The following is a 21992-nucleotide window of genomic DNA, read 5'->3' on the forward strand; positions in this document are numbered from 1 at the left end:
ACGGCGTGCGCGTTCCGGGTGAAAGGGTGGGGGCATGCTGATCGTCATCGGCGGCCTGCCTGCCACCGGCAAGACCACCCTCGCGCGGCTCCTGGCCTCCAGGACGGGCGCGGTCCATCTGCGGGTCGACACCATCGAGCAGGCGGTCGTCCGCTCGGGACTGGCCCGGCATCCCGTGGGGCCGGTGGGCTATGTCGTGGGGTACGCCCTCGCCGAAGAGCAGCTGCGGCAGGGGCTCACGGTGATCGCGGAGTCCGTCAATCCGCTGGCGATCACGCGCGATGCCTGGTGCGGCGCCGCGACGAGGGCCGGGGTGCCCGTGGTCGAGGTGGAGGTCGTCTGCTCCGATCCGGACGAGCACCGGCGGCGCGTGGACGCGCGCTCGGTGGACATCCCGGACCTGCCGCTGCCCACCTGGCAGCAAATCGCCGATCGGGAGTACGAGCCGTGGCATCGGGACCGCCTCGTGGTCGACACCGCGGGACAGGAGCCCGAGGATTCGCTGGGCCCGCTGCTCGATGCGATCCTCACCGCAGGTCCCGGGTGAAGACGACACGGGCGCGGCCGGGGCCGTCGTAGTCCTCCACCACGCGGGCGTCGAAGCCGAGGCTGCGGTGGAAGGCGAGGGAGCCCTCGTTGGTGACCGAGGTGATGGCCTTGAGGCGGACCGCGCCCTGACGGCGGGCGGTCTCGGTGAAGGCCTCGTAGAGGGTACGGCCGAGGCCGGTGCCGCGGGTGTCGTCGCGGGTGGCGATCAGGTGGACGTATCCGGTGTGGTCGGGCGTCACGAACCCGAAGAGGTAGCCGCGGATGCCGTCCTCGGAGCGGGCGACCAGGCAGGTGGGGCCGAACTCCTGTATAAGCACGGTCAGATGGAGCGAGCGGAGGTCGCGCTCGCCCCAGTAGCGGGCGTGGTCCGCCAGGACCTGGTGGAGGTCTGTGACGTCGGCGAGGTCGATGTCGATACGGACGGCCATGGCGTCGATCATGGCACGGTGCCGGGCGGTTCCCGGTAGAGGTCGGCCGTGCTGCGGGCGGTCGCCGCCAACCCCTCCCGGACGTCGGCCGGTTCGAGGACCTCGACGTCGGGGCCGAAGCCGAGCAGGCGGCGGCAGGCGGTGCGCCGGTCGTCGAAGTGGAGGACCAGGCGGTGCCGTCCGGGCCGCTCCGGATCGGGGGTCGCCCGTGCCGCCGACTCGGTGTCGCCGAGCACCTGCGGAAGTACGGCGAGCCCTGCCGTCGTCAGGCGTACGGCGACCGGGAACTGGTCCAGGCTCGCCTCGAACTCGGCGGTCCAGCGGGCCCAGTAGGCCGCCAGGTCGAAGTCGGTGGGGCGGGTGAATGGCTCCGGGAGGAGATCGGTTTCCGTGATTCTCGACGCCCGGTGGGCGCGGACGCCCCGGTCCGACCGGGCCACCAGGTACCAGACGCCCGCCTTCGCAACGAGGCCGAGGGGGTCCACGACTCTGGTCGAGCCGGGTCGGCCCGCATGGCTCAGCCGCAGGCGTCGGTCCCGTCGTACCGCGTCGACGAGCACGGCGAGGTGTGGGACCGGTTCCGCTGGCCTGAACCAGGCCTGGGCGTCGATGTGGAAGCGGCTCGCCGTCGCGTTCGCCTGCTCGCGGCCCGCCGTCGGCAGCGAGGCCAGCAGTTTCAGTCGGGCCTGGGCCAACGCGTCGCCCAGCGCGATCCGTTCCAGCGGGCCGCCGCCGGAGGCCACCGCCAGCAGAGCCGTCGCCTCCTCGGCGCTGATGCCGAGCAGCGGGCTGCGCCAGCCCTCCATCAGACGGCAGCCGCCGCCGGGGCCTCCCTTCGCCACCACCGGCACGCCGGCCGCGCTCAGCGCCTCCAGGTCCCTGTAGACGGTTCGTACCGACACCTCCAGTTCCACGGCCAGTTGACGGGCCGTCAGCCGACCACGGGACTGGATGTGGAGCAGGAGGGACAGCAGTCGGTCCGCTCGCATCGGGCGATCACCTCATCGACGTACGACTGACACAGGATGTCAGCCATACGGCCGTAGCGTCGTCCGTGAAGCCCCCGATCAGCAGGGAGACAGCACATGATCACCGGATACGTCATCGGCGAGAGCCTTCGGCCCGGCGCGGTGTTCAAGCCGCAAGGGCTGCGGTTGCGGAACGTCGGCAGGGTCGAGATCGGTGCGGCGGCCGACGGACAGCCGTCTGTGTGGACGCTCGTCGAGTGGGAGAGCGACGGCGAGGACATCGGTGGGCTCGCGGACGCGATCGCCGAGGTGCTGGCACCGGAACTCGGCTGGTACGCCGACTTCACCGCCGGGGACGAGCGGGTGGTCGTCTTCGCCGGCAAGGTCTTCCGCTATCGGCGCGGCGACGAGGCGGGCCGCGCCGAAGCGGTGGCGTACGGACGGTCGGTGGGCACTCCCGAGCATCAACTCGACTGGGCGGAGTGAGCGTCGGACCACCGGTTCGGACGGGTGTCACGCCACTCGCTGCTCGCCCCGGACGTCGTCGGGGTGTGCGAAGCCGAGTTGGTGGCGGAGGGTCGGGCCCTCGTACTCGGTGTGGAAGAACGCCCTGTTCCTGGAGGAGACAGCCGGCGGAACGGCATTCAGGGGCACCGGGCGGTGTGCGACGCCCAGTCCAGGATCTGTACGGCGGCCCCGGCGGCCTCCAGGCCCCGGCAGTGCGCGTGGTGCCTGCGGGCGATGCCGTCGAGGTCGAGGTGGCCGCCGAAGGCCGGGTGGGCGGCCAGGCGGCGGGCGTAGGACCACAGTGTCGGGTGGTCGGCGATGCGCTGCACCGCGGCTGCGTCCAGGTGGTGGCGGTGCACGGTGTCGAGCTGGACCAGCGTGACCCACAACTCGACGTCGGCGGCGGTGATGTGATCCCGGATCAGGTACTCGCGCCCGCCGAGCCAGCGCTCAAGGGAGCCCAGGGAGTCCAGCAGCCGTTCCAGTCCGGCGGCGCGTTCGCCCTCGTCGCCGCCCGCCGATCCGGCGCGCTGCGCGGTCTGTTCGATGCCCTGCGCGCACATCCGCTCGACGGCCTCGGTCTCCGACTCCGCCCCGCACGGGTACAGGGCCGGTCGGCCGCCGCCGAAGTGCCCGGCCAGGTCGCGGGTGATGTCGGCGGCGTGGGTGCTGACGATCCGGCCCGACCAGTCGTCGCTGAGCACCGGGGCGACGGCCGCTCCGGTGTACCGGTGCGCGCTGGCTTCGTACAACGGGCGCAGCGCGGAATGTCCGCCGTCGGGACAGTCGGGGACCGGGTCCAGGAAGGTCACGGGACAGACGTCGTCGAGGTCGAGCAGGCTGTGCACGACGGCGATGCGCAGTCCGTCGGCACAGGCGGAGGCGAGGTGGAGCCGGTACCGGCGCGGCACGGCGTAGTGCCCACTGCGCGCGTCCCGGCCGATCCTGCCCCGGAACGCGGGGGACGGGTGGGTGGCCGGGACATGGACGAGCGGTGTGACGGACATGGGTCTCCCCGGGGTCGGTGCGCAGACGTACGCGCGGCGGAAGCGTCGTCGGGCGGGAGCGGGCGGCTGTCCCCGTGCACGGGGACAGGGTGCCAAGGGGCGGCCGGGCTCAGCCCAGGGGCCTGATCGCGCTGCAGACCCGCAGCAGATCGATGTGACGGCGGGAGGTCAGAAGAGGCGACGGCAGAGCCGTACGGCTGACACGGCCGACGGCCGACTCAAGGCGCCCCATGTTTCCCTACCTGTTCACTAGGATTCCCATCTGGAGTGTCGATCGGGCAGGGGCGCACGTCAAGAGGGCGTCCACGAGGCGGGCAGATCGGGGCTCGTCAGTGCCGCGGGCCGTCCTCGAAGGCGGTCACCGCCAGGCGGCGGATCCGTCCTTCGGGCCGGTTCTCGGGTCCAGGCCAGGCAGTCCAGCCGGAAGCGGGGTTCGGCTCGGCGCGGCCGGTGGCGAGGTCGGCCGCCATCGCGCCGATGAGCGGGGCGAAATTGGCACCGTGCCATGAGCACGGGGAGGCGATGAACGACGACGGCGATCACAGTCCCTCGTGTGGATCCGGTTCGGGCCCGCGAGCGGGACAGGGGCCATGGCGGCGGACTCGATCGTCAGCGCTGTGAGATCTTCGAGGTCGGGGCCGGAGGCGGGCCCTGTCCGGCGGGTCAGCCGGACAGGGCCGTTGGCACCTTGCGGGCTCAGCGCTTGAGCGTGAAGGTGAAGTCGCCGGAGAGTCTGCCGCTCAGCCGGACCGCTGAGACGACCTTCCCCTCCGTCACCAGCCTCTCGACCTCGGCCCGTGAGAGGCCGCAGCCTTCGGCGATGAGCCGCACCGGCCGGACCGGGATCCGCGCCGCGAAGCGGACCGAGACGTCGAGCACCTCGTGGTCCGGGTGCTCCGTCCCGCCGGTGTCGAGGTGCCAGGCGTCGGCCCAGTCGAGGGCTATGCGGTTACGGCGCCGCAGGACCGGGTCCTGGAGCAACTCGGCTGCCAGACCTGGGTCGTTGTCGTGCATTCGGTCCAGCAGATCGGGTCGCACGGAGCGCACGTTCGTCCGCTCCAGGACCGTGAGCTTCGTGGTCTCCCCGCAGGTGGTGCAGAGCGCGAGGAGCCAGGCATCGATGAGCTTGTGGTTGGCGTTGACGCGGAATTTGCCGCTCGACCGGAAACGGTCGGACGCGCACGTGTGGCAACGGCGCAGCACGAGCGGCAGGCAGGTGGGCATGACCACCCAGATGGTGAGCACAGAAGTACACCGGTTTCAGTGAGAAGTCCGCAGCAAAAAGGAGCGCGGCGCACAGACGCGACGCGCGACGATTCAGCGCTCGGGAGGTCTCACAGGGTGTACAACGGCACGTCCTTGCCCAGACGACTTGGTTCGGCAGCACGCTAGTGGCGTACGGCGGCGCCGAACCACTGGTTTTTGGACAGCACCAGGTCAGCCGGCCTTACACGGCCCGGTACGCCCGCAGAAAGGTCCGCACGCCCTCGACGAGGTGTGACCGGCCGGACGCTGGTCTCCTCCGCGGCGGCCATGGAGTTCTCGCCCCGCCCGTCAGGCACCCCGACTGCGCACGGACCAGGCGTTGCAGCGTGGCGTACTCCTGCCCGAATTCATACCGGTGGGGTGACTCAGTCGAGGCAGAACTCGTTGCCCTCGACGTCCTGCATCAGGATGCACGACTCGTTGTGCTCATCGGCGAGCAGCACCTGTACGCGCACCGCGCCGAGCGCGACCAGTCGTGCGCACTCGGCTTCGAGCGTGGCGAGACGTTCCGCTCCCACGAGCCCGGTGCCGACGCGCACGTCGAGATGCACCCGGTTCTTGACGACCTTGCCCTCGGGGACGCGCTGGAAGTACAGCCGCGGGCCCACACCTGAGGGGTCCCCGCAGGCGAAGGACGCTCCCTTGCGCTCGGGCGGCAGGGAGCGGTCGAAATCGCCCCATGTGTCGAACCCCTCCGGTGGCGGCGGTACGACGTACCCCAGCACCTCGCACCAGAAGCGGGCGACACGCTCGGGTTCGGCACAGTCGAAGGTGATCTGGACCTTCTTGATCGATGACATCGGCGCACCCTAGCAGGGGCTCTGTCGCTCGTTACGAGAAGTAGCGGGGCCGGTGCCGGATCAGGACGGTCCGCGCGTCGGTCATGTCCTGGACGGCGTAGCGGGGACCCTCGACGCCCTGGCCGCTGTCCTTGACCCCGCCGTACGGCATCGGGTCGGGGTGGCAGCTGGACGTGTCGTTGATCATGACGCCTCCCGTCTGCAGCAGCCGGGTGAAGGTGAGCGCGACGTCGAGGTCCTGGCAGAACACCCCCGTCTGGAGCCCGTACCGGGTGGCGTTGGCCTTGCGCGCGGCCTCTTCGAGGGAGCCGACCGTGTCGACGGCGACCAGCGGTGCGAAGGCCTCCTCGGAGGCCAGCCGTGCCGCGTCCGGCAGCCCGGCCAGCACCGCCGGCGCCATCAGCGCGCCCTTCCTGGTCCCCCCGGTGAGCAGCCGGCTCCCCCGGTCCACGGCGTCCCCGACCAGACCCTCGGCACGCTCGGCCGCCTCTGTGTCGATGAGCGGGCCGACCTGGGTGCCGGGGGCGCGCGGATCGCCGTAGGTGATCTCCTGAACGAGCGCGGTCAGCCGTGCGACGACCTCGTCCGCGATCGTCTCGTGTACGAGGAGTCGTTGTACGGAGGTGCAGACCTGTCCGGCCTTGCGGTACCCGGCGCGGGCGACGAGCGGCAGGGCGAGCTCCAGATCGGCGTCGCGCCACAGCAACGTCGGTGCGTTGGAACCGAGTTCGAGGTGGGTGCGGGCGAGGCCGCTGACGGCGCGGATGTGGCGGCCGGTCTCGGTGGAGCCGGTGAAGGTGATGTAGCGGACGTCCGGGTGCCGTACGAGGTGGTCGCCGACCGTCTCACCCGGGCCGTGCAGCAGGTGGAGGAGCTGCTCGGGCAGACCGGCATCGAGCAGGGCCTGTACCAACGAGATCGCGGACATCGGGGTCTGCTCGGCGGGCTTGAGGACCACCGCGTTCCCGGCGGCGAGAGCGGGTGCGATCTTGTGGGCGACCGTGCTGAGCGGGGCGTTGAAGGGGGTGATGGCGGCGACCACCCCGACCGGGACCCGCAGGGTGAAGCAGAGCGAGTCCTCGTGACCGGTGGCCGCCTGGACCGGCACCATCTCGCCGGTGAGCCGCAGGGCTTCCTGGGCGCAGAGTTCGAGGACGAGGAGGGTCCGGTCGAGTTCGGTGGTGGCGTCGGCCGGGGTGAAGCCGGTCTCTGCGACGTACTGGGCGACGACGGTGTCCCGCCGCTCGTCCAGGAGCCGGGCCGCCCTGCGGAGGGCCAACGCCCGTTCCTGGTAAGGCAGTTGGCCCACGGCCCCGGTCGCCGAGGCGATCGCCTCGTCCGCCTGGTCGGGGCCGGCCACGGGGAGTTCGGCGATGACGTCACCGGTGTACTTGTCGAGCACCGGAAGTCGCTCAGTCATCCGACCGCCCCCACTCCAGTGCGCTCATCCGCTTCAGGGAGGGCAGGTTCCACAGCGCGTCCGCGATCGCCCCGGCCCGCGCGGCGCCGAGGTACGGGGGCACCAACTCATCGTATTTGGCGCGCAGTTCGTCGTCGGTCAAAGGGTCGTCGGGATCGCCCTTGCGCGTCAGCCGCAGTCGTTCGTGCGTACCGCCGTGCCGGTCGGTGATCCGGACCCGGGCCGCCCGGCGGGCGGGGGCGAGCCTGTCCAGTGCCGGGTCCACCCGGGCCGTGGTGCACGCGACGAGCCTGCGGATCGAGGGGTCCCGCACTGCCGTCGGGGTGAAGGCGTGCAGGCGTACGCCGCCCAGGACGAGTGCGGCGGCGACCGTGTGGGCCAGACTGAACCGGGCCTCGTCGGGGTCGACCGGATCCGGCCGTCCGGCAACCTTGGTGGCGACGGCGTAGGTCTCGATCTCGATGGCCTTGATGTCCTCCGTCCTTACGGAGTCGCGGAGTTCGAGCGCGGCGTCGATCGCGGCGAAGGTGTGCCCGCAGCAGGCGTGGTTCTTGACCGTTGTCTCCGTGACGCAGAACGGTTCGCCCAGTCCGCTGACGGTCAGGTTCTCGATGCCTGCGGTCGCGACGCCGAACCCGGCCGGTCCCTCCAGCACGTCGAGGGCTCCCGTGAGCCCCTTCCGGGCGGCGAGCGCGGCCACCACCCCGGCCTCGGCCGCGTGCCCCGAGTGCAGCGGCTTGCCCGTGGACGGTGACCGGAAGGTCTGCTGGAGGCCCGCGGTCATGGTCCCGGCCAGTGCCAGCGCACCCGCGAGACGGGCGGGTTCCAGCCCCATCAGCTCGGCCGCCGCCGCTGCCGCGCCGAAGGTGCCGACCGTCCCGGTGGTGTGCCAGTTGCGGTAGTGCCGTGGCCCTACGGCGAGTGCGATCCGCGCGCCGATCTCGTACCCGATGGTCACGGCCCGCAGGAAGTCCTCGCCGGAGGCGTCGAGGAGGTCGGCGACCGCGAAGGCGGCGGCGACGGTCGGGGCGCCGGGGTGGTAGAAGGCGTCCCGGTAGATGTCGTCGAGTTCGGCGGCGTGCGCGGCGGTGCCGTTCAGGAGGGCCGCGGTGCGTACGTCGGCCGGCCGGCCGGAGGGGATGAGGCGGGCGGGCCCGGGGCCCGGGTCGAGCGCCTCGGTCAGTGCGCGGGCGGCCCGGGTGCCGGTGCCCGGGACGGTGGCCGACACCCAGTCCACGACCGCGCGCACGGCCGCGTGCCGTACTTCCGCGGCGAGCGGGTGCGCACGCTGGGCGACCGCGAACCCGGCCAGTTCCTCCACGACGGTCATGTCGGTGTCTCCCTCCTCAGAACTGCGCCTCGTACTGGGCGGGTTCGATACGGGCCTCGATGAGCAGCGGCCGGGTCAGGCCGCCCAACCCGGCCGTGGCCTTCTCCAGTTCGGCCATCGAGGTCACCCGTACGCCGTCGCAGCCCATGGAGCCGGCGAGGGCGACCAGGTCGATGTCCGCGAGGCGGGTCGCCGTGGCGGGATAGCCGAGCGCCCGCTGTTTGAGCTCGATGCGGTTGAGGCTGCCGTCGACGAACACCACCACGGCCAGCCGGAGTTGGCGTGCGGCGGCGAGTCGCAGTTCGGTGGCGGCCATCGCGAAGCCGCCGTCGCCGATCAGCGCGACGACGGGTGTCTCGCCGAGGGCCAGCTGGGCGGCGATCGCCCCGGGGAGTCCGAAGCCCATCGAGGACAGGCCGTTGCTCATGAGGACGCTTCGGGGGCGTCGGGCCCGCCAGCCCTGGCCGACGAGCAGCTTGTGGGAGCCGACGTCACAGGTGACGACGGTGTCGTCGGGGGCGGCCGCGCGGACCACGTCGATGACGTCGGTGGGGTTGAGACGGCCGGGGACCCGGCCCGCGTAGTAGGCCGTACGGAGCCGGTCGCGGTGCGCGGCGACGTCGTGCTCGCTCCGGCGGGGCTGGCCCCGCCATCCTTCGGCGAGCCAGTCCAGGCTCAGGGAGACGTCCCCGACGACTTCGCAGTCGCTGGGGTAGACCTGGTCGGTGTTGGGCGTGGTGTCCACATGCAGGACCGGCGTGTCGAGCGACCACGGTTTGATCAGTTCGACCGGGTCGAACCCGGCGGTGACGACGAGATCGCTGTCGGCGAGGAAGTCCCACAGGACCTGGTTGCAGGCCATGTCGACCACCCCGGCGAAGTACGGGTGGTCCTCGGGGAACACCCCCTTGGCCATCGGGGCCACCACGACCGGGGCCCCGACCGCCTCCGCGAGGCGCAGCAGGGCGCCGGAAGCGCCGCACCGGGTCGCTCCGGCCCCCGCCAGCAGCACCGGGCGCCGGGCGGAGCGCAGCAGCTGCGCCGGGTCGGGGCCGCCAAGCACCCGGTGCACCCGTACGCCTCCGGCGGCGCCGTCCAGTGGAGGCGACTTGACGCCGACGTCGAGGGCATCGGCGGCGAACGTCTCGGCGGAGCCGGTGAGATGGACCGCCCCGGGCCGTTCGGCGACGGCCAGCCGGAGCGCCTTGCGCAGCACGCCGTCGACGGACCGTGGGTGGATCCGGCCCGCCCATTTGGTGACCGGCGAGAACAGCAGTTTGTGATCGACCACTTGATGGGTGGTCATGTCCTCACGCCCGGCGTCGACTTGGCCGGAGACCGCGAGGAGCGGTACGCGGTCCCAGGTGGCGGCGGCGACCCCGTTGACGAGGGAGGTGGAGCCCGGCCCGAGGGTCGACAGGCACACCCCCGGCCGCCCGGTCACCATCGCGTGCGCCTCGGCCATGAACACCGCGGTGCCTTCGCGTCCGCCGAGCACGACCTCGACGTCCAGCGCGCGCATCGCCTCCATCAGCTCGATGATCGGGTCGCCCGGGTAGGCGAACACCCGCCCGGCCCCCGCGGCACGGATGTGTTCGGCGATCACCGTGGCGGTGTTGCCCATGTCATCGCTCCAGGTTGTCGTGGTGGATGGACAGGGTCCGGAAGATCCCGTGCACGAACTTGGTGTACGGCGCGATCCCGAACGCGACGACGACCGCGCCGACATGCAGCAACAGCAACGGCCCGAAGACGACCGTCTGCCTGAGCAGCAGGGTGAGCATCCCGGTCGCCGCCAGCACCAGCAAGGCCCAGAGAAAGCCGCTCCCGCCGCTGCGGACCCACAGCCCGGTCCCGCCGACGAGCATGGCGATCCCGCCGACGCTGCCGCTGATCACGGGCACGGAGAGCCAGCCGTACGGCGGATGGGTGCCTAGGATGTTCTGCTGGAACGCCGCCGCCGTGGTGGAGACGACGCACAGCCCGAAGCCGTACAGCAGTACCCGATGGAATCCGCGTCGGCCGGGTCGCTCACATCCCGCCCCTCCCCCGGTCATGTGCTTCAGCTGCACGGCCTGGTGAAAGGTCGTCAGCCACGCTCGCGGCCGGAACAGGTCGGCGAGGCGGCCATGGACGTCCCGCCAGTACCGCAGCACCGCCCAGCCGAACATCCCGGCCGCCCACAGGCTCGGCACGCTCACCGCGATCAGCAGCGGAGTGTGCGGGAGGATCTCGTACGGGTCGCCGGGGGTGTCCGCCACCACGAACGCGCGCCCTGTGAACAGCCAGGACAGCAGGGCGAGTACCAGGCATACGACGGTGAAGGCGATGCCTGTCTCGCGTCGGCCCGGCGTCCGATGCGGCCAGACGTAGCGGCGGTAGGTGTCCTCGCGTACCTCGGCGAAGACCTGGGGCGGGTCGACGGCGAACTGGTGCGGTGGGGCGTACATGCAGGCGGAGAGGCAGTCGCCGCAGTCGTGGCAGAGGTTGGCGAGATGGGTGACGTCCTCGCGTCCGAGCGTGGTCCGCAGTTCCAGGGCGGGCCAGACGGGGCAGTAACCGGCGCAGTAGCGGCAGGAGTTGCAGATGGTGAGCTGGCGCTCGGCCTCTTTGAACAGATCATCCCAGGGCATGGCGAGCCGCCTCCGTTCCGGCGATACGGCCCCATACCGTGCCGATGGTCATGCCGAACCCGGCGAGGTATCCGGTGGAGAGGATGTTCCCGGACATGATCTCGCCGGCGGCGAAGACGTTGCCGAAGACCCCGCCGTCGGCCCGGCGGACCCGGGCCCGGTCGGTGACCGCGACGCCCAGGTAGGTGAAGGTGATCCCGGGGCGCATCGGGACCGCGAAATAGGGGGGTGTGTCGAGGCGCCTGGCCCAGTTGCTCTTGGGCGGGTCGAGACCGGCGGTGGCCTCGGTGTCCGGAGCACGGTCGACGGCCTTGTTGAAGGTGTCCACCGTCTCGGCGACCGCCCGCTTGTCGAGGTCCAGCAACTCGGCCAGTTCCTCGATGCTTTGGGCGCTGTACGGGCCGTACATGGGAGGCAGGAAGGCTCCTCGGACCTTCGCGTCCCACAGGGCGTAGGCGATCTGGCCCGGCTGGAGGGCGATGTTGCGCCCCCAGATGGCGTACCGCTTGGGCCAGATGTCCTCGCCCTCGTCGTAGAAGCGACGGCCGTCCCGGTTGACCACGATGCCGAAGGGGATGGCGTCGATGCGGGTGGCGATTCCGCCGTCGTACCTCGGGCTGCGGGCGTCGACCGCGACGGCGTGGAACCCGCGCTCCTCGCCTGCCTGTTGGGCGCCCGCGTCCAGTAGCTCCCGCAGTAGCCTTCCGTCGTTGTACGACGGCCCGCGCACGTGGAAGCCCTGTACCGCCTCGCCCCAGTAGCGGCCCAGCCAGGCGAGGTCGGCCTCGAAGCCGCCGCTCGCGCAGATCACGGCGGGGGCCCGGACACGGCGGCCGTCGTCGGTCAGGACCCCGGTGCAGGTCTCGCCGTCGAACTCCAGGTGCGTGACCTTGGTGTCGTACTCGATGGCGATCCCTTGCCGACTCGCCCGCCGGTAGTAGGAGTTGAGCAGTGCCTTGCCGCCGCCGAGGAAGAAGCGGTTGGTGCGGGCCAGGTCGAGGGTGCCGGTCAGAGCGCGCTGCCAGTGAGCACCGTGCGCGGCCATCCAGGAAGGCACCTCGGCGGATTGACGGACCGTCAGCTCCGCTAGGTGTTCGTCGCTCGGGCCCTTGCCGACTCCGCACAGGTCGTGCCAGAGCTCGTCGAAGGGGTAGGGGCCGGTGGTGAACTCGTCGCCGGTGTCGTGGGCGCAGCGGATGTTGCGGGTGTGGCGGCTGTTGCCGCCGCGGAAGTGGACGGGGGCCCGTTCCAGCAGCAGAACGCGGGCCCCGGCGTCGGCGGCGGTCAGCGCGCTCACGATCGCCGCGTTGCCGCCGCCGACGACCAGGACGTCGGCGTCCGTCAGGGCTTCCGCGTCCATCAGGCGCGCAGGTTCTTCGGGACGAGCTGGTCGTAGTCGGGGTCCTTCTCGATCAGGCCGGAGGACTTGTGGAAGGCCACCGCGGTGTCGAAGGAGGAGCGTTTGAAGGCGTTGGTCTTCGGGATCTCCGTGCGCAGCAGGGGCAGCAGCGATTCGAGGGTCTCGTCGGCCATTCCGCTGCGGTATGCGGCGAGCAGCTTCTTCACCTCGGCCGCGTCACCGCCGTGGATGTCCTCCTTGGCGCGGACGAGGGCCTTCTGGAAGGCGGCTATCTCCTTGGCCTTGTCCTTGAGGATGCCCGCGGTGGTGAAGAAGACGCCGTGGCAGACGTCGACCAGGTCGGGGATGTCGCCGCGGGACGGGGAGATGTAGAGGGTGCCGATGCCGGACCCCTCCGCCTGCTGGCCGAGCGGCTGGGCGAAGGAGAGGGCGTCGACCTGACCGTTTTTGAGGGCTCCGAGGGCGGCGGTGGGTTCGCTGCCGAGGTTGACCAGTTCGGCGTCCTTCTTCGCGTTCATCCCGCCCTTGGTGAACAGGTAGACGACCAGTGCCTCGGTGCCGCTGCCCGGCCCGGTGATGCCGATCTTCTTTCCCTTGAGGGACGCGATCCGCTCGTCCAGGGAGGCGTCGGTCGCGGCGCCCTTGAACTTCGTACCGGTGACGATGTCGATGTAGTACCGGTCGACCAGGTCGGCCACCAGCCGGATGTCGTTCTCGACCTCCGAGAGCTTGAAGACGTCGGTCATCACACCGCCGCCGAGTTCGATGCTGCCGGACTTGAGGGCGGCGGCCACCTTGGAGCCGTTGCCGAGGACGGGCGGCTCGCCGAAGCTGACGCCCTCCTCCTTGAAGTAGCCCTTCTCGGTCGCGATGAACATGGGGAAGAACGCGATCGACTTGCTGACCTGGCCCACCGACAGCTTGCCGACCGCTGTCGAGGCCCCGGACTCGGCGCAGCCCGCGCCGGTCAGCGCGACCGCTCCCGTCGCGAGCAGGCTCTTGACCAACTGCCGTCTGTTCACTTGCGGACCTCCAAGGGCTTCCAGCGGTTGGCCCTGCGGTCGAGCACTCCGACAAGCAGGTTGAGGACGGTCGCGATGGTTCCGAGGACCACGAGGGTGGCGAAGACACCCGCCGTGTCGAAGTTGGCGGCGGCGTCGCTGATCAGATAGCCCAGCCCCCGGTTGGAGGCGACGAGTTCACCGATGACCGCGCCGATCAGGGAGTACGGCACGGCGACCTTGAGGCCGGTGAGCAGGCCGGTCATCGAGCCGGGCAGGACGACTTTCAGGACGACCTCGCGGCGGCCTCCGCCCATCAGCCGTACCGCGTCGATCAGTTGACGGTCGACCTCGCGCACCCCCACCGCGGTGTTGAGGAAGACCAGGAAGAAGACGGTGGCGGCGGCGAGCAGCACCTTCATCTGCAGGCCGATGCCGAACCAGACGATGAACAGCGGTGCGAGGGCCACTTTCGGCAGGGAGTACAGGGCCACGACGAACGGGTCGATGATCCGGTAGAAGGTCGGCAGCGAGGCGAGGACGAACCCGGTCAGCGCGCCTGCTCCGGCGCCGAGGACAAAGCCCAGGACGATCTCCTTCAGCGTGACCCAGGTGTTGGACCAGAGCAGTCCCTCCCGCTGCCAGTCGCCCAGTCGGTGCACCACGTCCAGCGGGCGACTGGTGAAGGTCTCGTCGAACACGCGCCCGGCGCACAGCTCCCAGGAGACCAGCAGCACGACGACGAAGAGCAGCCGGCCGACCCAGATGACGACCGTGCCGCCGTGCTTCTGCCACCAGGTGCGGTTCAGCGGGACGGTGACCGACTGACCGATGAGTGTTCCGGCGTCGATCGGCCCGGCGTCCGCCTTGTTCACGTCGGCCGTGCTCATCGTGCCTCCCGAAGTGCCTCGGTCATCTCCTTGTGCAGGCTGACGAATTGCGGGTCGACACGCAGTTCGTCGGCGTCGCGCGGTCTCGGCAGGTCGAGCTCGCGGTCCAGTACCACCCGGCCGATCCGGCCGAGGACCACGATCCGGTCGCCGAGCAGCAGTGCCTCCTCGATGTCATGGGTCACGAACACCACGGTCTGCCGGCTGCCCTGCCACAGCCGCAGCAGTTCGGCCTGCAGCACGGAGCGCAGTTGGGCGTCGAGGGCGCCGAAGGGCTCGTCGAGCAGCAGGACGTCGGGGTCGCCGGCGAGCATCCGGGCCAGGCTCGCGCGGCGCCGCATGCCACCGGACAGTTCGCGCGGATAGTGGCGTTCGAAGCCGGTGAGGCCGACCCGTCCGATCAGGTCAGTGGCGCGTTCCCGCCGTTCCTTCGATGGAACTCCCTTGAGCTCCATGGGCATTTCGACGTTGCGTCGGACGTCGCGCCACGGCATGAGGGTGTCCGACTGGGTCAGATATCCGACGTCGCTGCGTGGACCGGTCACCTTGCGGTCCCGGAACCTCACCTCACCGGAGGTCGGGGGGATGAGCCCGGACATCATGTTCAGCATGGTCGACTTGCCGCAGCCGCTGCGGCCGAGCACCGTGACGAAGCACCCCTCCTCGATCTCCAGACTCAGGTCGCGCAAGGCCACGATCCCGAGGTCGTCCTTGACGAACTGCTTGCTCAGCCCGCGGATCTCCAGAACGGCGGTCATCGGTCCTTCTCCGCTCCGGCCAGCCAGCGCGTGTTGTCCACGGCCATGGTCCGGACCTCCCGCTCGGTGAAGCCCGCGCCGAGCAACCGCTCGGCGAGCAGCGGCAGGCCGTCCTCGACCGGCGGGTTGAAGGGCTGGCCGAGGTCGCTGGAGAGCACGGAGTGTTCGGGGCCGACGGCGCGGATGTTCTCCAGCCACAGGTCCCAGGTGACCTTGCCGGTGTGCGGGGTGGTGAAGCACCTCTCCAACAGGGCTCCCTTGGCGGCGAGTTGGCGTTGGCGTTCGACGCCGATGCGCTGGGAGGTGAACTCCGGGTGGGTGATGACGATCCGGCGCACGCCCTCCTCGACGGCGGCGTCCACGACGGCGGTGATCTCGTCGGAGCCGAGGTGGCCGGTGGCGAGGGTCATGTCGTGGGCCGCGATCACCCTGAGCACCTGGCGGGCGGCCGGAAGGACCTCGCCGTCTGGTCCGACCACGTCGACCGGGTCGGCCGCCATGCCCGCGGCGCGCAGGTCGTCCTGGAGCTGGACCCACATGGGCGGTGTGGCGCCCTCGGGACCCGCCGCCGTACAGGCGCGTTCGTTGGCGCTGTCCACGGTGGGCAGCCAGACGAACTGGGCGCCGCCGCGGCCCGCTATCTCGACGGCGATCGGGTTCATGCCGCCCACCGAGGCGTTCAGGGTGATCGCTCCGACGGCTCCGAATCCGGGTAAGGCGTTGCGGACCACCTCGGCCCGCTCCGCCGTGGGGACGTAGTGCGACTTGAGGACGAACCCGTGGAGGCCGACCTCGGTGAAGCGGGCTGCCAGGGTCAGGTCGTCGACCCGGCGTTTCATGAGGTCGGGTGCGATGTGGACGTGGATGTCGTAGGCCCCCGCGACGAGCTCGCGGGCATGGTCCGACGGGGTCGGATGTGAGGCTGGTAGGTCGGTCACGCCGCCTCCTGTCACCAATTTGGTGACCCGGATTGTTAACAATCGATGAGGAGGCGTCAATGGGTCGCGCAGAAAGTGGTACTCAGAAGTCCGTACTCACAGTTCCCCTTCAGCCGCGCCGGGCCTGGAACACGCCTCGCACCGGGGTCATCCTGCCGCCCCCCGCAGCGCCCGGATCACACTGGCGAGATGGCCGCGGGCGGCCGCCTCGGCGGCGACCGAGTCGCGCTCGCAGATCGCGTCGATGATCGCGAGGTGCTCCGGCAGCGAGACGGACGGCCGGCCCGGCTGCAGGGCCAGCCGGAACTGGTGCCGGACGGACTGCCCGCGCAGCCGCTCGATCACCCCCTCGGCCGTGACCTGGCCGCTCATCTCCACCATCCTGCGGTGCAGCCGGTTGTTCAGCGCCGAGTAGTCCATGACGGCCCCGGCGTCGACGGCCGCCACCATGCCCGCACGGATCTCCCGCAGCTCGGCGATCTCCGTCTCGGCCGCTCGCTGCGCGGCCTTCGCGGCGCACAGCCCCTCGACCACCATCCGGATCTCCGTGATCTCGATGGCCTCGGCCAGGGACACCGCCCGCACCCGGGCACCCCGGTGCGGGATCCGCTCCACCAGCCCCTCGTTGCCGAGCTGGAGCAGTGCGGCCCGCACGGCTCCGCGGCTCACGGAGAACCGCTCCGAGAGATCCGCCTCCACGAGCCGCTGGTCCGGCACGAAGTCCCCGCTCACGATCGCCGTGCGGATGACCTCGACGACCGGGTCGGACTCGGACTGGACTCTGCGCACAGCAGGCACGTGGATCCCCTCTCCCCATATGAACGACTACAAGATGACGACTACAGGACGGCAAAGACTGGTAACAATATTGTCGTCAATCTTGCACGATCCGAGGAGTGCCCATGCCCGTCGAGGTCCCGCCCGTCGCCGTACTCGGACTGGGAGAGGCGGGCGGCGCGATCGCGGCCGACCTGGTCGCAGCAGGCGTGCCCGTACGCGGCTACGACCCGAAGGTGCCGGCTCCCCACGGGGTGGTCGGCACCGGCAGCGAGGCGGAGGCGGCCGAGGGCAGCGGCCTCGTCCTGAGCGTCAACAGCGCCTCGGCCTCCGTGGACGCCCTGCGCGCGGGCCTCGCCGGAGCCGCTCCCGGTTGTCTCTGGGCCGACCTCAACACCGCGTCCCCGGCGGTGAAGCGGCAGCTCGGCGAGATCGCCGGGGAGGCCGGGATCGGCTTCGCCGACGTGTCCCTGATGGCCCCCGTGCCCGGGAAGGGCCTGCGCACGCCGATGCTGGTCTCCGGCCCGGAGGCCGATCGCTGCGCCGGGCTGCTCCGCCCCCTCGGCGCGACGGTGGAGGTGCTCGACGGACCGGCGGGCCTTGCCGCCGAGCGCAAACTCCTGCGCAGCGTCTTCTACAAGGGGCTCGCGGCGACCGTCGTCGAAGCCCTCGACGCGGCCCGGAGCGCGGGCTGCGAGGACTGGCTGCGCGAGCACATCGCCGCCGAGCTGACCCGCGTCGACGCCTCGACCCTTGACCGGCTGATCGAGGGCAGCCATCGCCACGCGGTCCGACGCGAGGCCGAGATGCAGGCCGCGGCGGACATGCTGGACGATCTGGAGGTGCCGCCACTGATGACGACTGCTGGTCGGGATCTTCTGCGACGGTTGATCAGTGCGACTCCCGGCTGACCTCCGACCCACTTGAGCCCAGAAGGAAGTCCAGGTCGGCGCCGGTGTCGGCCTGTTGCACGTGGTCGACGTACAGCCGCTCCCAGCCCCGGCGCGGGTTGGCGAAGCCCTCGACGGTGGCCGCGTTCGGGGTGCGGGAGGCGAGTTCGGCGGCGGGCACCTCCAGGTCGATCCGCCGGCCCTCGACGTCGAGACCGATGACGTCGCCGGTCCGTACGAGGGCGAGCGGGCCGCCCGCCGCCGCTTCCGGTGCCACGTGCAGGACGACGGTGCCGTACGCGGTTCCGCTCATACGGCCGTCGCAGACGCGGACCATGTCCCGGATGCCCTGCTCCAACAGCTTGGTGGGGAGCGGCATGTTGGCCACCTCGGGCATGCCCGGGTAGCCCCTGGGCCCGCAGCCGCGCAGCACGAGCACGGAGTCCGCGTCGACGTCGAGGTCCGGGTCGTCGACGCGGGCGTGGAAGTCCTCGATGCTGTCGAAGACGACCGCACGGCCCCGGTGGCGCAGCAGGTGCGGTGAGGCCGCCGCGGGTTTGATCAGCGCTCCGTCGGGGGCGAGGCTGCCGCGCAGAACGGCGATGCCGCCCTCCTCGACCAGAGGCCGGGCCCGGGTCCTGATCACCTCGGCGTCCCAGATCGGGGCGTCGGCGAGATGGTCCACCAGCGGCTCTCCCGTGACGGTCAGCGCGTCGGGGTCCAGGAGGTCGGCGACCTCGCGCAACACGGCGAGCAGGCCCCCGGCCCGGTGGAAGTCCTCCATCAGGAAGCGTCCCGCGGGCTGGAGGTCGACCAGGACGGGTACCCGGGAGCCGATGCGGTCGAAGTCGTCGAGGGTCAGCTCGACGCCCAACCGGCCCGCGATGGCGAGGAGATGGACGACGGCGTTGGTCGAGCCGCCGATCGCGGCCAGCGCCACGATCGCGTTGTGGAAGGACCCCTTGGTCAGGAAGGTGCTCGGACGGCGCTCGGCGGCCACCAGTTCCACGGCGAGGCGTCCGGTGCCGTGCGCGGCCTCCAGCAGCCGGCTGTCCGGGGCGGGTGTGCCGGCCACCCCGGGGAGGACCGTGCCCAGGGCCTCGGCCACCAGCGCCATGGTGGAGGCGGTGCCCATGGTGTTGCAGTGCCCACGGCTGCGGATCATCGACGACTCGGAGCGGGTGAACTGTTCCTGGGACAGGGTTCCGGCGCGGACCTCCTCCGACAGCCGCCACACGTCCGTGCCGCAGCCCAGCGGGGTGCCGCGGAAGGTGCCGGTCAGCATGGGGCCGCCGGGGACGACCACGGCGGGCAGGTCCACCGAGGCGGCGGCCATCAGCAGGGACGGGATCGTCTTGTCGCAGCCGCCCAACAGGACCACTCCGTCAAGGGGGTTGGCCCTGAGCATCTCCTCCGTGGCCATCGCGGCCATGTTGCGCCAGAGCATGGCCGTGGGACGCACGTTGGTCTCGCCCAGCGACACCACGGGCAGGTCGAGGGGGATGCCGCCCGCCTCGTACACGCCGTCGCGGACGGACCTGGCCACCTCGTCCAGGTGCGCGTTGCAGGGGGTGAGGTCGGAGGCGGTGTTGGCGATGGCGATCTGCGGCCGGCCGGTGAAGGCGTCCTGCGGTACCCCGCGGCGCATCCAGGCCCGGTGGATATAGGCGTTGCGGTCCTGTCCGGCGTACCACTGTGCGCTGCGAAGCCTCATCGCTCAGCTCTTTCCGGTAATCGGTACGGCGGTCTACTATCCGGAACGCGATGCAGCATACGCAGACGACTCACCCTTCGACAGCCCCCGACACGGACCGCGCGGAGGGCGACCGTCTCGTGGGATCGGACCGGGTGCTGGCCGTGCTCAAGGAACTCGCCCGGCACCCGGACGGGGTGTCGCTCGACGAGCTCACCCGCGCGATCGGCAGCCCCAAGCCCACCGTGCACCGGGCCCTGGCCGCACTGCGCCGGGCCGGTCTGGCCGGACAGGACGCCCGCGGCCGCTATCTGCTGGGGGACGAGTTCCTCCGGATGGCGTTCGCCCACCATGAGGCCCGCCCCGAACACATGCGGGTCCGGCCGCTGTTGGAGACACTGGCCGCCCGGTTCGGTGAGACCGCCCGCTACGCCGTCCTCGACGGTCGTGAGGTCGTGTACCGCGCCAAGGCCGACCCGCCCACCGGCGCCGTCCGGCTGACCTCCACCGTCGGCGGCCGCAACCCCGCCCACGCCACCGGTGTCGGAAAGCTGCTGCTCGCCCAAGAGTTGGGCACCCTCGACGCCGTACGGCAATGGATCGGCGCAAGCCCGCTGAAGCGGCGGACACCTCGAACCCTGTGTACGGCCGAGGAGTTGCACCGCGAACTGCGGACCATCGGCGAACGGGGATACGCCCTCGACGACCAGGAGAACGAGACCGGGGTCAACTGCCTGGCCCTGCCGGTCTACGGCACCTCGCCCACGGCTCCCTCGGGGGCGGTGAGCGTCAGCGCGCTGTCGTACCGGACTCCCCTGCGGACCCTGGTCGACGCCGTGGAGGAGATCCGCGAGGCGCTCGGTCCCCTGAAGGAGCCCTTCTGATGCGCGCGTTCGTCCTCACGGCACCCGGTGAGTACGCGGTTCAGGAGGTGCCCGCGCCGGTGGCCGCTCCGGGTGAGGTCGTCGTGGACGTCGAGCGGGTCGGAGTGTGCGGCACCGACCTGGAGTTCTTCACCGGAGCCATGGCCTATCTCCGCCAAGGGCACTCCAGCTATCCGATGCGGCTCGGACACGAGTGGGCCGGCCGGGTCCGCGCGGTCGGTCCGGGGGTCGAGCCCGGCTGGGTCGGCCGCCGGGTCATGGGCGACACCATGCTCGGCTGCGGGACCTGCCGCCGCTGTCGGCGCGGTCGCCAGCACGTCTGCGAGAAGCGGGAGGAAGTGGGCATCCGGGGCGCCCGCGCCGGCGCCCTCGCAGAGCAACTCGCCGTGCCTGTCGGGTCGTTGCATGTGCTGCCCGACTCCGTGGACCCGGTTCTCGGTGCACTGGTCGAGCCGGGCGGCAACGCACTGCGGGCCGCGCGGGCGATGGGGGCCGGACCCGGCGACCGGGTCCTGGTGCTGGGGCCGGGGACCATCGGTCTGCTGGTCGCGATGTTCGTCCGGGCCGCCGGTGCGGAGGTGCACCTGATGGGCTCCACCGAGGCCTCCCTCGCCTTCGCGCGCTCCCTGGGCTTCCCGCACACCTGGCGCGAGGACACCGTGCCCGACCTGCCGTTCGACGCGGTGGTCGACGCCACCAACGCGGTCCGACTGCCCGCCCTGGCACTGGAGTCGGTGGAACCCGGCGGGCGGATCGTCTACATCGGCCTGGCCGCCGAACCCAGCGTGATCGACACCCGTGCGCTCGTCCTGAAGGACGTGACGGCGGTCGGCGTCCTGTCGGCCTCACCGGGGCTCGACGCCACGATCAAGGCGTACGCCGAACAGGTCGTCGACCCGAGGCCGCTCGTGGCCGCGACCGTCGCCCTGGACGAGGTCGGCGCCGTACTCGCGGGCGGACGGCCGCCCGGAGCCGGTCCCGGCCCGAAGGTCCACGTCGATCCGCACCTGGTCTGATCCGCCGTCCACCACACGGCTCCTGAACGGAGGCTGGTATTCCGTCGGCGCGGTGATCAGACTCGGTCCGTCATGAACACCGTCGACACGTTCGACGCGAAGACGCGAAGACGCGAAGAAGGGGGGAGCCCGGTGAACTTCAAGGCGCAGCCGACCGCTCAGGTCGACGAGACGGCGGAGATCGGCGACGGGACGACGGTCTGGGACCTGGCCCAGATCCGGGAGGACGCCCGGCTGGGCAGTGGGTGCATCGTGGGCCGGGGGGCCTATGTCGGTCCGGGGGTGCGGATCGGTGACAACGTGAAGCTCCAGAACTACGCGCTGGTCTACGAGCCCGCGGTGCTCGGCGACGGGGTGTTCGTCGGCCCGGCGGCGGTTCTCACCAACGACTACTTCCCCCGGTCCGTGGACCCGGAGGGCAAGTTGAAGCGCGGGGGCGACTGGGAGGCCGTGGCGGTGGTGGTGGCCGAGGGGGCGTCGCTGGGGGCCCGCTCGGTGTGTGTGGCGCCGGTCCGTGTCGGCCGTTGGGCGCTGGTCGCGGCGGGCGCCGTGGTGACCCGGGACGTGCCCGACCACGCACTCGTGGCCGGTGTTCCGGCCCGCCGGATCGGCTGGGTGGGCCGGGCCGGCGTACGGCTGGTGGAGCGGGAAGGCGAACCGGGCACATGGGAGTGCCCCGAGACGGGTGCGCTGTACGACGAGAAGGACGGCCAACTCGTCGAGCGCGCATGATTCTTGTTTCCGCCAAAACGCAAATCTTCGAACATTCACCGGCATAACATGTGTGCGATCTGTGCAGACCAAGCACAATGAGCACACTAACCAGTAGTGCCCAGGGGGGGTTACCGGGTGGAAACACCTATGCCTGAAACCAGGA

Annotated in this window: 24 protein-coding genes; 6 read left to right on the forward strand and 18 right to left on the reverse strand. The window is 71.0% G+C overall.

Translation table 11 applies throughout. The annotated features are described in order from the left end of the window. The first annotated feature begins 34 nt into the window (after positions 1 to 34). Complete coding sequence (locus tag ACI2L1_RS10305) at positions 35 to 547, forward strand: AAA family ATPase (RefSeq protein ID WP_404738876.1); 513 nt, start codon at positions 35 to 37, stop codon at positions 545 to 547. On the opposite strand, the gene ACI2L1_RS10310 is transcribed toward ACI2L1_RS10305, so the two are convergent. Then, on the reverse strand, positions 528 to 977 hold the full coding sequence (locus ACI2L1_RS10310) for a GNAT family N-acetyltransferase (RefSeq protein ID WP_404738877.1): 450 nt from the start codon (positions 975 to 977) through the stop codon (positions 528 to 530). The genes ACI2L1_RS10305 and ACI2L1_RS10310 overlap by 20 nt on opposite strands. A gap of 8 nt (positions 978 to 985) precedes the next feature. Continuing rightward, positions 986 to 1966, reverse strand: coding sequence for a helix-turn-helix transcriptional regulator (locus ACI2L1_RS10315; protein ID WP_404738878.1), 981 nt, complete (start codon positions 1964 to 1966; stop codon positions 986 to 988). 96 nt (positions 1967 to 2062) lie between these two features. Here ACI2L1_RS10315 and ACI2L1_RS10320 point away from each other — a divergent pair, with 96 nt between their 5' ends. Then, the gene (locus ACI2L1_RS10320; RefSeq protein WP_404738879.1) at positions 2063 to 2431 is read left to right on the forward strand and encodes a hypothetical protein; all 369 of its coding nucleotides are present in this window, start codon (positions 2063 to 2065) and stop codon (positions 2429 to 2431) included. A gap of 158 nt (positions 2432 to 2589) precedes the next feature. Here the strand turns inward: ACI2L1_RS10320 and ACI2L1_RS10325 are convergent, their stop codons facing one another. From ACI2L1_RS10325 to ACI2L1_RS10395, 15 genes are all read right to left on the reverse strand, one after another. Continuing rightward, positions 2590 to 3459, reverse strand: a complete 870-nt coding sequence (locus ACI2L1_RS10325; RefSeq protein WP_404738880.1) for a glutathione S-transferase C-terminal domain-containing protein — start codon at positions 3457 to 3459, stop codon at positions 2590 to 2592. Positions 3460 to 3568: 109 nt separating this feature from the next. Continuing rightward, positions 3569 to 3691 carry a putative leader peptide gene (locus tag ACI2L1_RS10330; RefSeq protein WP_404738881.1) on the reverse strand — a complete coding sequence of 41 codons (123 nt, stop codon included), beginning with the start codon at positions 3689 to 3691 and terminating at the stop codon, positions 3569 to 3571. 97 nt (positions 3692 to 3788) lie between these two features. Further along, the gene (locus tag ACI2L1_RS10335) at positions 3789 to 3929 is read right to left on the reverse strand and encodes a hypothetical protein (protein ID WP_404738882.1); all 141 of its coding nucleotides are present in this window, start codon (positions 3927 to 3929) and stop codon (positions 3789 to 3791) included. Between the two features lie 226 nt (positions 3930 to 4155). Then, entirely contained in the window at positions 4156 to 4683 is a 528-nt protein-coding gene (locus ACI2L1_RS10340; protein ID WP_404738883.1) for a DUF1062 domain-containing protein, read from the reverse strand. 407 nt (positions 4684 to 5090) lie between these two features. Continuing rightward, positions 5091 to 5525 carry a VOC family protein gene (locus ACI2L1_RS10345; protein WP_404738884.1) on the reverse strand — a complete coding sequence of 145 codons (435 nt, stop codon included), beginning with the start codon at positions 5523 to 5525 and terminating at the stop codon, positions 5091 to 5093. A 31-nt stretch (positions 5526 to 5556) separates the two neighbouring features. Continuing rightward, positions 5557 to 6945 (reverse strand): aldehyde dehydrogenase family protein, encoded by a 1389-nt coding sequence (locus tag ACI2L1_RS10350; RefSeq protein ID WP_404738885.1) that lies wholly within the window; start codon positions 6943 to 6945, stop codon positions 5557 to 5559. Then, positions 6938 to 8275, reverse strand: a complete 1338-nt coding sequence (locus tag ACI2L1_RS10355; RefSeq protein WP_404738886.1) for an MmgE/PrpD family protein — start codon at positions 8273 to 8275, stop codon at positions 6938 to 6940. The genes ACI2L1_RS10350 and ACI2L1_RS10355 overlap by 8 nt, the downstream gene beginning before the upstream one ends. A 16-nt stretch (positions 8276 to 8291) precedes the next feature. Then, positions 8292 to 9899 (reverse strand): thiamine pyrophosphate-binding protein, encoded by a 1608-nt coding sequence (locus ACI2L1_RS10360; RefSeq protein WP_404738887.1) that lies wholly within the window; start codon positions 9897 to 9899, stop codon positions 8292 to 8294. A gap of 1 nt (position 9900) precedes the next feature. After that, positions 9901 to 10908, reverse strand: a complete 1008-nt coding sequence (tcuB, locus tag ACI2L1_RS10365) for a tricarballylate utilization 4Fe-4S protein TcuB (protein ID WP_404738888.1) — start codon at positions 10906 to 10908, stop codon at positions 9901 to 9903. After that, complete coding sequence (tcuA, locus tag ACI2L1_RS10370; RefSeq protein ID WP_404738889.1) at positions 10895 to 12268, reverse strand: FAD-dependent tricarballylate dehydrogenase TcuA; 1374 nt, start codon at positions 12266 to 12268, stop codon at positions 10895 to 10897. The genes tcuB and tcuA overlap by 14 nt, the downstream gene beginning before the upstream one ends. Beyond that, positions 12268 to 13290: an ABC transporter substrate-binding protein gene (locus ACI2L1_RS10375; RefSeq protein ID WP_404738890.1), complete on the reverse strand. Its 1023-nt coding sequence runs from the start codon at positions 13288 to 13290 to the stop codon at positions 12268 to 12270. The genes tcuA and ACI2L1_RS10375 overlap by 1 nt, the downstream gene beginning before the upstream one ends. Then, on the reverse strand, positions 13287 to 14159 hold the full coding sequence (locus ACI2L1_RS10380) for an ABC transporter permease (RefSeq protein ID WP_404738891.1): 873 nt from the start codon (positions 14157 to 14159) through the stop codon (positions 13287 to 13289). Before ACI2L1_RS10380 ends, ACI2L1_RS10375 begins: the two co-directional genes overlap by 4 nt. Further along, entirely contained in the window at positions 14156 to 14917 is a 762-nt protein-coding gene (locus ACI2L1_RS10385) for an ABC transporter ATP-binding protein (RefSeq protein WP_404738892.1), read from the reverse strand. The genes ACI2L1_RS10380 and ACI2L1_RS10385 overlap by 4 nt, the downstream gene beginning before the upstream one ends. Beyond that, positions 14914 to 15855 (reverse strand): DUF6282 family protein, encoded by a 942-nt coding sequence (locus ACI2L1_RS10390; RefSeq protein ID WP_404738893.1) that lies wholly within the window; start codon positions 15853 to 15855, stop codon positions 14914 to 14916. Before ACI2L1_RS10390 ends, ACI2L1_RS10385 begins: the two co-directional genes overlap by 4 nt. Before the next feature lie 147 nt (positions 15856 to 16002). Then, the gene (locus ACI2L1_RS10395) at positions 16003 to 16653 is read right to left on the reverse strand and encodes a GntR family transcriptional regulator (RefSeq protein ID WP_404738894.1); all 651 of its coding nucleotides are present in this window, start codon (positions 16651 to 16653) and stop codon (positions 16003 to 16005) included. Between the two features lie 104 nt (positions 16654 to 16757). On the opposite strand from ACI2L1_RS10395, the gene ACI2L1_RS10400 reads away from it, so the two are divergent. Beyond that, on the forward strand, positions 16758 to 17543 hold the full coding sequence (locus ACI2L1_RS10400) for a DUF1932 domain-containing protein (protein WP_404738895.1): 786 nt from the start codon (positions 16758 to 16760) through the stop codon (positions 17541 to 17543). On the opposite strand, the gene ACI2L1_RS10405 is transcribed toward ACI2L1_RS10400, so the two are convergent. Further along, positions 17524 to 19236, reverse strand: a complete 1713-nt coding sequence (locus tag ACI2L1_RS10405; protein WP_404738896.1) for an IlvD/Edd family dehydratase — start codon at positions 19234 to 19236, stop codon at positions 17524 to 17526. The two genes, ACI2L1_RS10400 and ACI2L1_RS10405, sit on opposite strands and share 20 nt — an antisense overlap. A 50-nt stretch (positions 19237 to 19286) precedes the next feature. Between ACI2L1_RS10405 and ACI2L1_RS10410 the strand changes: the two genes are divergently transcribed. From ACI2L1_RS10410 to ACI2L1_RS10420, 3 genes are all read left to right on the forward strand, one after another. Next, a complete protein-coding gene (locus tag ACI2L1_RS10410) occupies positions 19287 to 20099 on the forward strand; it encodes an IclR family transcriptional regulator (RefSeq protein WP_404738897.1) in 813 nt (270 codons plus the stop codon). Beyond that, entirely contained in the window at positions 20099 to 21115 is a 1017-nt protein-coding gene (locus ACI2L1_RS10415) for a zinc-binding dehydrogenase (protein ID WP_404738898.1), read from the forward strand. The genes ACI2L1_RS10410 and ACI2L1_RS10415 overlap by 1 nt, the downstream gene beginning before the upstream one ends. 132 nt (positions 21116 to 21247) lie before the next feature. Beyond that, a complete protein-coding gene (locus tag ACI2L1_RS10420; protein WP_404739017.1) occupies positions 21248 to 21847 on the forward strand; it encodes an acyltransferase in 600 nt (199 codons plus the stop codon). Positions 21848 to 21992 lie beyond the last annotated feature (145 nt).

The organism is Streptomyces sp. NPDC019531, assembly GCF_044903305.1.
Lineage (GTDB): Bacteria > Actinomycetota > Actinomycetes > Streptomycetales > Streptomycetaceae > Streptomyces.